The organism is Planctomycetia bacterium (genome assembly GCA_034440135.1).
Classification (GTDB): Bacteria; Planctomycetota; Planctomycetia; order Pirellulales; family JALHLM01; genus JALHLM01.
In genome coordinates this window covers 1-3,447 of record JAWXBP010000088.1, presented here as the reverse complement: position 1 = coordinate 3,447, position 3,447 = coordinate 1, and the positions used below count along the sequence as shown (strand labels likewise).

5 protein-coding genes are annotated in these 3,447 nt (G+C 58.2%); 2 read left to right on the top strand and 3 right to left on the bottom strand.

The genetic code is table 11. From position 1 onward, the window contains the following. Positions 1-176: 176 nt before the first annotated feature. The 3 genes from SGJ19_05130 to SGJ19_05120 form a co-directional block, all read right to left on the bottom strand. Positions 177-656, bottom strand: coding sequence for a hypothetical protein (locus tag SGJ19_05130; protein MDZ4779615.1), 480 nt, complete (start codon positions 654-656; stop codon positions 177-179). 26 nt (positions 657-682) lie between these two features. Next, positions 683-1,015: a hypothetical protein gene (locus SGJ19_05125; GenBank protein ID MDZ4779614.1), complete on the bottom strand. Its 333-nt coding sequence runs from the start codon at positions 1,013-1,015 to the stop codon at positions 683-685. Positions 1,016-1,384: 369 nt separating this feature from the next. Beyond that, positions 1,385-2,035 (bottom strand): DUF5677 domain-containing protein, encoded by a 651-nt coding sequence (locus tag SGJ19_05120; GenBank protein MDZ4779613.1) that lies wholly within the window; start codon positions 2,033-2,035, stop codon positions 1,385-1,387. Here SGJ19_05120 and SGJ19_05115 point away from each other — a divergent pair. Beyond that, the gene (locus tag SGJ19_05115) at positions 2,009-2,248 is read left to right on the top strand and encodes a hypothetical protein (GenBank protein MDZ4779612.1); all 240 of its coding nucleotides are present in this window, start codon (positions 2,009-2,011) and stop codon (positions 2,246-2,248) included. The two genes, SGJ19_05120 and SGJ19_05115, sit on opposite strands and share 27 nt — an antisense overlap. Positions 2,249-2,691: 443 nt before the next feature. Beyond that, the gene (locus SGJ19_05110; protein MDZ4779611.1) at positions 2,692-3,387 is read left to right on the top strand and encodes a hypothetical protein; all 696 of its coding nucleotides are present in this window, start codon (positions 2,692-2,694) and stop codon (positions 3,385-3,387) included. Positions 3,388-3,447: the final 60 nt, after the last annotated feature.

The window sequence follows — 3,447 nt, the reverse complement described above, 5'->3', positions numbered from 1 at the left end:
GGTAGCAACCGAGACCGCCGAGCGATCAGCGAGGAAAAAGGGCGAGGGCGGTAGCCCGACAACTCTGTTTGACGGCTCGTACTCGAGCCTACCCTAGGAAACGAATCCCGAATCTCCCATACGCTGAAAGCGTTACGGCGCATCCAATCTTCGCTCATCCACGGCGCAACGCATCGTTACTCAACCCGCCGTTCGTCTCCCCAGAGCACGACGAACCGCAGAGCCCGATTCTCCGTCCGCAGCGTCTCGTAGAGCTTGCGGAATCCGGCCGTTTCGCCGACGCAGTCCCTGGCGATTTTCCGGACGCTGCCGTCGGCCAGGAGCAACCGAAACTCCGACACCTCGCTTGCCGGATCTTTCAGCCATTGAAACTCGCGAATCTCGGCGATCCGGCAATGGCCGTTGTCGCCGTGGAACCGGCTGGGGCAGCTCCAATGCAAGGCGCCGTCTTCCAGCCGACATCGCCAGGCCCCGCCGACGACGGTTGAGATGCCGCCGAATAGAATGCATGCACCGAAGACGAAGGTTCCGACGGCGAGCGGAAACCAGCGGTCGTTGAAATACCAAACGGCCCCCAAGCCGAGCACGCCAGCGACGAGAAACACGATTCCGAGCGGCCGAGCAGGCTGATGATGAAAATCGGGGTGATTCGACATCGGGGCGATCCGAAAAATGCGTCGTATTATTTCGTGCGTCGGGCTCGCCGCAGCTCCGAGAGTTCGCTCTGCAACTGTTCAAAGGACAGGTGCCCGTCGAATCCGGGATTCAGTTCCTCGAGTTTCTTCGAAACGGCCTTCAATTGCTCGCCCGCGGGCAACCGACGGACGTCGTCGAGCCACTTCCGAAACGCGTCGTCGCTCGACGCGACCGCATCCGGGGCGGCGGCCCGGCCGGCGAATAGCCGTCGCCGGGGCCGAGCATTCCGGCCATCGCGACAAACCCCGCAACAAAACGCAAGACGGTCGTCGGGCGCATAGGTGGCCTCTTCCGGAAAACGGGCCGGCATATCTCGCACAGATCGCCGGATATTGTAAGCCCCGGCGAAGCACGGCACAAAAACGGACGAGGCGGCGCGCCCGACAAAGAGGGCGTCTCGCTCCGCCGAGAGGACATCGCACGCGTCAAGCGTGCGACCCGTCGCTTCTCGATCGATGATTCGGCCCGCCCGTGGAAGACGGGCCCGCGACAGCCCCTCCGCATTTACGTCAGCCGTCTGGGATGAGTGTGCGATACGGCGTCGCGTTTGGTTCTTGAACCTGCCTTGAACCTGCCAGATTCGAACCTATCGCGTTTAATCTGACCCGCTAAAACCGACCGTTCGCCGTCCGGAGTTCGGGGCGTGGGAAGACGAGTTTGCGTTCGGGTCGGCGCCGGCGTTGGAGAGTTATTTGGCCGTTGTCGGCGGGATGGGCGGCGGCGGTGGCGGAACAGGCGACGAGAGTTCAAACATGTTCCTGTCCGCCAAGCCGCAAATGTCGCTCTCGAACTTATCGAGGGGAACGCCGAGCAAGTTGCATAACTTGCTTAGGATTCGAAGATGAAACTTGACGGCTATGTCGGCAACGTGTTCGTCCAAAATGCCACAACCTTCTTGAATCGCATACGCCGAAGAATGAACTGCGCCGGAGAGCATCTTGTGAATCAGTTCGTATTCCGTTTCGAGCCCAATCTCCTGCGATAGATCCCGCAGCGTCCCCCTGTACCAATTAGTACGGTAGCCCGCAAACTTCCCTTTTTTGGTTACGACAAACTTCCCACAGACCTTATTGAACTCGGCTCGAATCTGTGGTTCGGCCGCCGCCCGTTTCGGACTGTTGGCCATTTTGTTACCCAGAAACGTCGGACTGCTAACGTACCGCTCGAGCATTTCGACTTTTTCGATTAAGTAATGATCAATGTAGAGTTGCCCTCGATCGTCTGCTTTCGTCCGATCGCCAAGAATGTACAACGCCTGAATCATTGCGTCGTATACCCCGCGAAGGATTAAGCAGGCATCAAGCTTCCAATCGTGATCGGGGGGCGACTTCGTCTGCAAAATGCCGATCGAATTGCCCGCGTTGGTGATCCGTCGGATGAGCTGAAACGCCGCATCACAAGCCGGGCGTTCGGGGCCAGCATGAGCGGTCTTGAGCACACGCTCCATCAGCTTATTCGCTACGCCAATATGAACATGGTAAACGTCGTTGTTGCTGAGCTTCGTTTCGTGTGCCATTGGCACCTCTGGAAATCGGATTTGAACGTCGTTTGACGTCCGCGCGCCCCCCGGTACACTTCCACCAGTTCAAACGTAGCCACAGCAGACCACGGCCGCGAGGGCCGATCAATCGCCAAGCATAAGACCCCCAGGAAGGCCGCCGCGAAGCCTGCCGCGGTCGTCGACTAGCGAAACCTACCCCGCAAGGAAGTTCAGCGCGACGAGACAATCCGCCTGCGGGTGACGACCAAGGAAGCCGCAGCGATTCGGGCCAACGCCAAAGCCGGTGGGCAAACGGTGTCGGATTTCCTCGGGGCTTCGGCCTGCGCAAGCGATTGACGAAATAGCGAGCCAGCCGGAGCTCGCGGGTGGATGGGAGGAAAACGTCCCGATTCGGCTTCGGTCGGGCCGGGTTTTTTGTTGAGTTTGCTTTCAAATCGCCGCCGGCGTACGACGGTGGTTCATTGATTCACACCGAACCGCTCCAGGGAGTTCGCATGGGCAGTTGGTTGCTAAGCCTGTTTGCGGCCGCGATCGCCTTGAGCACCCCGTTTGTGACCGGGTGGGCACTGCGAGTGATCGCCACAAAGCATGAGCGGCGAGAAGAGGTCAAGCGACTGATTCTCGATATCACTCGCCAAGTCGGACAGTATCGAAAAGCATGGTCACGAAATGCACTCTTCGATTATTGTGCGAGTACTTCTAATGAGGCTCTAAAGACTACGCTGCCAGCCTACAAGGCGGTCATGTTCCAGGACGCGCAGGGCGCCGCACTAAGAGGGATGGAAGCACACGAAGAGCAACATGGGTGTGCCCTTGATTTAACGACAAGTGGCCGAGCAGCACTGCTAATTTTCGGCAAAGACGGGGCGGAACTCGGCAAGCTTTTCGAAAGACTTTGCGCGATGGGCGCCAATTACACGATCAAGCGACTGGACCGGTTAGAGCAGTCGGAAAAGTTTCTCCATGAAAACACAGCAGTTCTGATCGATCGTGAGTTGCAGCGGCTCTGGGAAATAGCTGACCGAACACCGGAGTGGTATTTCATTCAGCGATGGAACCAAGCGACTGCATCCGTAAACCGAGCGAAGAATGCAGCGATTCGAACCGCGAAAAATTGGCACCGTAGCGGCGCGCGGATCGTAAAAAGAATTCGGGACTTAAGGAAAAAGGATCCACCGTCTCCCGTTTGATTCACTTGCATTTAGTACTCGGCCGCCGACTTCTCCCCAACATTTAGCGGCTCGATTCGC

What these genes read in the sequence shown, in the direction of transcription:
- SGJ19_05130 (MDZ4779615.1), bottom strand. Translation starts at nt 656, where the DNA reads ATGTCGAATCACCCCGATTTTCATCATCAGCCTGCTCGGCCGCTCGGA.
- SGJ19_05110 (MDZ4779611.1), top strand. Translation starts at nt 2,692, where the DNA reads ATGGGCAGTTGGTTGCTAAGCCTGTTTGCGGCCGCGATCGCCTTGAGC.